A 6,036-nucleotide genomic window follows, 5' to 3' on the forward strand; every position below is an offset into this window, starting at 1 on the left:
GCCATCGGCAGACTCCTTTCGCAAGAGACTCTCGCCGCTCCATACGGCATACTTGCGAAAGGTATACACGATGCCAATCGATCGCGCCAGACCTCCCAGCTTACCTATCTATGCGCGCTGGCCCTGAGGTGGGTGCCCGTACCGGGGTCTCGGGTTGTGGTCAGAATCCGGCCTCGCGCATCATATGTCCACTGGGTGGTATTCGTGGGATAGCTGGTATCCCCGCGAGATACGGTCTCCGTCAGCGGCCGGCCCATGTCGTCGAAGGTATATTCGGTGATCAGGTTCAGGGTGCCGTAATCGCGGGTGACTTTGGCCAGGTTCCCGCGAGCGTCGTACTCTCGCCGGGTCACGTGTCCGTTCCGGTCGGTCAGTGTGAGTATCTTGATACGACCGGGCTGGGTAGCACTGCCCGAAGGCAACCCTTCCGTGTCTCCGTAGTTCACGTAGGAGAGCGTTATCTGCTTGTCCGGCGATTCGATGAGCGGATCCTTGAGGCTGGTCAGCCGACCGTAGCTGTCGTAGGTCATTTCCCACTCGTCGTTGTCGGGCTCGATGCGCTTGGTCAGCAGCGACCTGATGGTGTGGTTGTACTGCCGGTATTCGATGTTGGGCACGGCATCCGTAACGGCGACGATGTTGCCGTCGGAATCATACGAGAAGCTCGTCTGGTGCGCGGTTTCCATGGACTGGCTGCTGCGATCGTAACGTCTGACCAGTCGATCACGGCCAAAACCGTCGTCCACGCCACCGTACTCGTAGGTATACACCTCCCGAAGATTGTCGCCGTGAACCGGCGTCGTGATGCTGGTCATCCGGCCCTTACTGTCACGCAAGACCACCCAACTCTGACCGAGGCCATCGGTGACGGTAATGGCGCCGGCCGCAATCAGCGTGTCACGCCGTGCCGGAAGGCCGACGGAGGAGGAGGCCTGGACGCTCACCACCACATTGTTGTCGCTGTCCTTGATGGTATGCGTCTGCGTGGTCCCGCCATCCGTGTACTCCGCGTGGTAGTGGGTGCTGTTGCCGAACGTCTCGGTGGTCACACGGTGGAGCGTATCATAAGCGTATTGCACCGTGTTCTGGAGCGGGTCGGTGATCTGGGTGAGGTCGCCGTTGGTGTAAGTCAAAGTCGTGGCTTGGTCGTTCGGGTCGACGATGGTCGACACCCGGCCATTGGTGTCGTAGGTCAGCGTGATCTGGCGACCATAGGGCCCCGTGATCGCGGTCAACTGCGTGCCCGCGTTGTAGGTGAGCCGCGTGATGCGCCCGCGACTGTCCGTTTTCCGCACAAGCCGGCCCGACTGGTTGAAGACCAGGACAGTACCATTGGGCAGCGTGATTTCATAATGGTCGGTCACCCAGGTCAAACCATAGGAACGTCCCGGCGGTGGTGTGAACTCGCTCGCTTGGTCGTCCCACACGAAGGCGTTTCTACGCCCGCTGCCGTCCCAGTAGATCACGACCTTCGGATGCCGGGGATAGTTGATCTCCTCGACTCGGATGTTGTAGCTATGGGTCCAGCCGAACCCGACCATGCCGTTTTGCACTCCTCTCTGTGAATCGTAGCGCAGCGAGAAGTTCAATTCCGGGGAACCCTCGGACAAGGTCGCCACCACTGGCACGCGGGTCCACACATTGCCCGAGGTCAGAGACATGTATAGGCCGTCGCCTGCGTCACCGCCGCCACCGTCGTCGAACACCATGCTTCCGACATCCTGGCCGGCCCGCCGATAGCTCGGGCGCACCGTGGGCCTCCCCATCTTCCTCGGTCGGCTCATCGCCTGGGGTGCATTGCCGGCGGCAGGCGGATTGGGCTTACTCACGCTCGCGCCTCGCAAGCCATGCATCTGTCTCACCAAGTTGCCTGCCGTGTGTGGGAAATGCTCCGGGTGCTTGACCGAGTTCACACCCATCTCCATGTCGTCAACGTCGTCCCCAACCTCGTCAATCGGGGGATCACATTCTGGCGGATAGTCGTCGAAATTGCACTGATTGGCACATTCCGGATCGCAGGCGTCCCCGTAGCACGGACCGGCGGAGACCCGTTCGGCGAACGCCGCCACCGCCGTCACCGCACACAACGTCGCACAGACTTGGATTGTCCAGGAACCACGAACCGCCCGATTCGCAGGCTTCATACTCATTGCTCCTATCGCACTGAGATTGTTGCTCGTCCCCTTCGTTTGGTCATCGATCATCAACGCGGAACCGGTCATGCCGGGGTGAGATTCAGGGCTTGAGGACGGCTTCCTGGGCCGCTCGGGCTGCCCGCCGGGTCGCCAAGTCGGTTTCCACCTCCGTCGGGGTCGGGACTTTGACGGATTCCTCGATTCGCTTGACTTCGGCAGCGGCGAGATCGGCGGCGTTGTCCCTCAGACGCAGGAAACGCAGGCCCAAAACCCAATTGCACCGATCCAGGAACCGCGTCAGCGGTTCCTGGCGGACCTGCGACGGTACACTGTGAACCAGGGTCACGGCGCCGTCCGGCTGGACCGCGATCAGTCCCATGTGGTCACAGCCCATGTGCCCACCCGCCGAGGCACGAAGAACCAGGACCACGTCCCCGGTCCGCAAATCGGGCAGCACGTCGGCCATGCGCTCGCGGGGGATAAGCACATCCTCCCGGATTTCCTTCTTTCCGGATACGTAATCCGATCCCTTGAAGATCACTCGGGTGACGCCGGTCTTCTCATCCCGGACCTCCTCGAATACCTTGGGGCGGACCACATGGGTGAAGGTCTTGGCCGGACGATCTGTGGCCGGACCCAGTTCCTTGCTGACGTCACGCAGCAGCAAGGAGTTATTAGGAACCCAGTCGCCCAGGGTCAAGAAGTTCCGGTTCCGGTAGTCCACGACGCCATCCTTGTGCCGGAGGCGCTCGCTGAGCCGATAGTAGGACGACCAGTCCCTGGCCAGGGACAAGGCCAAGCTCCGCTCGACGAAGACCACGCAGTCGCTCTCGGCGAGGTCGAAGCGGGCGGCATTGAGCCGGTAGGGCTGGCCCAGCGTCCGCCGGGTCAGGACGGCCAGCTCCTCCGGTCCGCTTCGCACCTGGCGGTTGGCCGCGAGGACGCGCTCGTGCAGGCCCAGGAACTCGGCCAGCTCTTCGTTATGCAGGGAATGGACAGGACTTTCAGCCAACTCGCGGTGGCGGGCCGTCTCAACCGAGGACAATGGTCCCGATGTATCGCCAGCGACGGGCTCGCTCTTCTGGGCCGCAGGTGGCGTATCTGCGGACTGGCCCACCACCCCGGTCAGTCCAAGCCCGCCGAGTCCGAGGAACAGCAATACCCATGCCAGTAGCCGCTTCATGCGCAGACCTCCTTCGTTCCCTGGAACCAGGGGCGGAACGTCAAACCACTCACAACGACGTCAAACCGAAGTTCGCGGCGGACACCCGCCGCATGCGGACAAACCCCGACTCACCCGCTGGCGACGGCCGCAAGCAGGAAAAACTAACAACACTTTGACGATTACGCCGAGAGTAACACGAAACCAAGACTAACCTGGAAACCACCGCTTCTTGTGCCGCGCCATTCACGCACTGAGACAATTATTATCGGGGACCAGCCGCCGCGTCAAGACCCATTTTGGCCAAACTTCATATCGTCGGGGCAGATTCCAGCTCCATGCCACTCCGCCATACGCCGGCCACAGGCCGGCGCGGCGATCCGCGAAGCCAGTTGACCACCAGTTATCTCATATGTGGACGGGCATCTACGAGGAGCTCACCCCCGCCCAGCAATCCGTGTTGCCACTCCAGAAAGTCAGTTTCTTCGCCGCGAAGTGAGCCCCCGATCGACGAACACAACCCCGAGAGTCGGTCTGAGGCGTTTCGCCCGGTTGCCGCCCTGAAGTCGATTTCCCCGGTTTACCCGTCCTGAGCCCTCGTTTTCGGTTTTCTATGAAGAGATGGCATCCGACGGCCCCGACGGGGCTCGTGGCCTCGTCAGGGTTTTCTTTCTCCGGGCTGCGCCCGGGCCGGATGCCGTCGAGGAATAGCACATGTTGACGTGTTCAAGTGCCCGGATTGAGATCGATCTGACCTCGCAGTTGAGGACGTTCGGCTTGAGCGGCCCGTCCAGCGGAAAGACCGTTTCGGAATTGCCGGACTGGCTTACCTCGGGCGAGGTCAAGGATACAATAAGAGCATGGCTGCCCTATACCAGTCGCCCCATGAGCGTGGGGGACGCGGTCGAATCGTTGTTGAGCTACGACCGTTTGCTGGCGGCCTTGGAGAAGATCGGATGAGGAAGAAGCGATTTGTCGGATGGGTCCGGGTCTCCTCGCGCGAGCAGGAGCGAGAAGGCTTCTCCCTGGACGTCCAGGAGAAGGCGGCCTACCAGTACGCCGAACACGAGAAGGGCGAGATCGTAACGCAGTTTCGCATTGCTGAAACGGCGACTCGAAAAGAAGAACGAACCGAGTTCAAGAGGCTGGTCCAGTACGTCAAGAAACATGCTCACGAGCTGGACGGCATCCTCTGCTACAAGATCGATCGGGCAACCAGGAACCTGCATGACTACGTTGCCCTGGAGGAGCTGGAGCAGAAGTACGGCGTCCCCCTGATCTGCCTCACCCAGCCGACGGAAGACACGCCCGCCGGCCGAATGATGCGCCGGACTCTAGCCAATATGGCGGCCTTCACGACCGAACAACAAAGCGTGGATGTGACCGAAGGCCTGAAGGCCCGCGCCGAGGCGGGCCTGTTCGTCGGACATACGCCATATGGCTACAGGAACCTCCGGGTCGATGGCCGCAGCATCGTTGAAGTCCATCCCGAGAATGGCCCCAAGGTCACCCGCGTCTTTGAGGCCTATTCGCTGGAGGGGCACACGCTCGACTCGCTCGCGGAGGCGCTCTATGCGGAGGGGACATTCTATACCCCCGAACAGCCTCGATTCCCACGGTCCACCCTGTACAAGATGCTGATCGACCGATCCTACATCGGAGATCTGAAGTACAAAGGACAATGGCTACCCGGCAAGCATCCGCCGCTGGTGAACCGGCATACCTGGGACCGCGTGCAGGAACTGCTGGGCGGCGCCGTCTACCGGAGCCACGAGTCCATTTTCGGCAGTGAGTTGATCGTCTGCGGCCACTGCGGCCGGCCGGTCACCGGGGAACTGGTCACCAAGAAGACCACCGGGAAGGTCTACGTCTATTACCGGTGCGCGCGCTACACCGCCCCGGATCACCCCAGGATCCGGGTACGCGAATTGCAGTTGGACGAGCAGGTGGTTGCCGTTCTCCGCCGCATGCGGGCACAACATGAGTTGACCCGCGAATGGCTGGAGCGTCACCTCCGCCGCCGGACGGCGGAAACCGCCGCCTCGAACGCCGCCAAGGCCTCCGCCGTCCAGAAGGAACTCACATCCGTCCAGAAGCAGCGTGATCAACTCCTGAATCTCCGCCTGCTTGATGAGATCGACAACGATTCCTTCCGGAGCAAGGACGCTGAACTCCGTGACCGCCAGGCCCGACTCGAACTGCAGTTGGAGGCCTGCAGCCGAGACCACCGCGAGAACGGCGAACTGGCCGTCAAAGTGTTTGAACTCTCACAACATCTTGAGGATAAATGGATTACGGCGGATCCACGGGCCAAACGCCAAATCCTGGAAATGCTGCGTTTGAACTTTCGGCTCGATGGCGCAAGTCTAGTCATGACAATGAGAAAGCCCTTCGAACTTCTGTCCGAAGGGCCTCTTGTCCAATCAAGTCGGGGCGACTGGATTTGAACCAGCGACCTCTTGGTCCCGAACCAAGCGCTCTAGCCAGGCTGAGCTACGCCCCGGGCGTCTGGGCGGGGCTTGACCTCCTCCGACAAAGCCATGCCGCCGGCAGCGACCCTAGGCTTTTTATCATACGCCGTGTCCGGGACAATGCAAGCTCCCGCTGTTCGACGCAGCGACGAAGAATAGCCCCTTGGGCAGTTTTGCTGCGAGATGAAACGGTAGGAAGTAGAGCCGGGGCGGGCATGGGATGGGTGGCCCATCCGGAGAGACGGGACGGCTTTTGGAGCAAGTGCTT

At 61.3% G+C, this 6,036-nt stretch carries 4 protein-coding genes and 1 tRNA gene; 2 read left to right on the forward strand and 3 right to left on the reverse strand.

Going from position 1 to position 6,036, the window contains the following annotated elements:
- Positions 1 to 104: 104 nt before the first annotated feature.
- Both KA354_24960 and KA354_24965 read right to left on the reverse strand, forming a co-directional pair.
- Positions 105 to 2,144: an RHS repeat protein gene (locus KA354_24960; protein ID MBP7937902.1), complete on the reverse strand. Its 2,040-nt coding sequence runs from the start codon at positions 2,142 to 2,144 to the stop codon at positions 105 to 107.
- Positions 2,145 to 2,235: 91 nt separating this feature from the next.
- The gene (locus KA354_24965) at positions 2,236 to 3,318 is read right to left on the reverse strand and encodes a DUF1460 domain-containing protein (protein ID MBP7937903.1); all 1,083 of its coding nucleotides are present in this window, start codon (positions 3,316 to 3,318) and stop codon (positions 2,236 to 2,238) included.
- A gap of 693 nt (positions 3,319 to 4,011) precedes the next feature.
- Between KA354_24965 and KA354_24970 the strand changes: the two genes are divergently transcribed.
- Complete coding sequence (locus KA354_24970) at positions 4,012 to 4,257, forward strand: hypothetical protein (protein MBP7937904.1); 246 nt, start codon at positions 4,012 to 4,014, stop codon at positions 4,255 to 4,257.
- Positions 4,254 to 5,744: a recombinase family protein gene (locus KA354_24975; GenBank protein MBP7937905.1), complete on the forward strand. Its 1,491-nt coding sequence runs from the start codon at positions 4,254 to 4,256 to the stop codon at positions 5,742 to 5,744. Before KA354_24970 ends, KA354_24975 begins: the two co-directional genes overlap by 4 nt.
- Here KA354_24975 and KA354_24980 read toward each other — a convergent pair.
- Positions 5,726 to 5,800: transfer RNA gene (locus KA354_24980), tRNA-Pro, on the reverse strand. The two genes, KA354_24975 and KA354_24980, sit on opposite strands and share 19 nt — an antisense overlap.
- Between the last annotated feature and the right edge of the window lie 236 nt (positions 5,801 to 6,036).

This window comes from Phycisphaerae bacterium (genome assembly GCA_018003015.1).
Classification (GTDB): Bacteria; Planctomycetota; Phycisphaerae; order UBA1845; family PWPN01; genus JAGNEZ01.

What these genes read in the sequence shown, in the direction of transcription:
- KA354_24960 (MBP7937902.1), bottom strand. Translation starts at nt 2,144, where the DNA reads ATGAAGCCTGCGAATCGGGCGGTTCGTGGTTCCTGGACAATCCAAGTC.
- KA354_24965 (MBP7937903.1), bottom strand. Translation starts at nt 3,318, where the DNA reads ATGAAGCGGCTACTGGCATGGGTATTGCTGTTCCTCGGACTCGGCGGG.
- KA354_24970 (MBP7937904.1), top strand. Translation starts at nt 4,012, where the DNA reads ATGTTGACGTGTTCAAGTGCCCGGATTGAGATCGATCTGACCTCGCAG.
- KA354_24975 (MBP7937905.1), top strand. Translation starts at nt 4,254, where the DNA reads ATGAGGAAGAAGCGATTTGTCGGATGGGTCCGGGTCTCCTCGCGCGAG.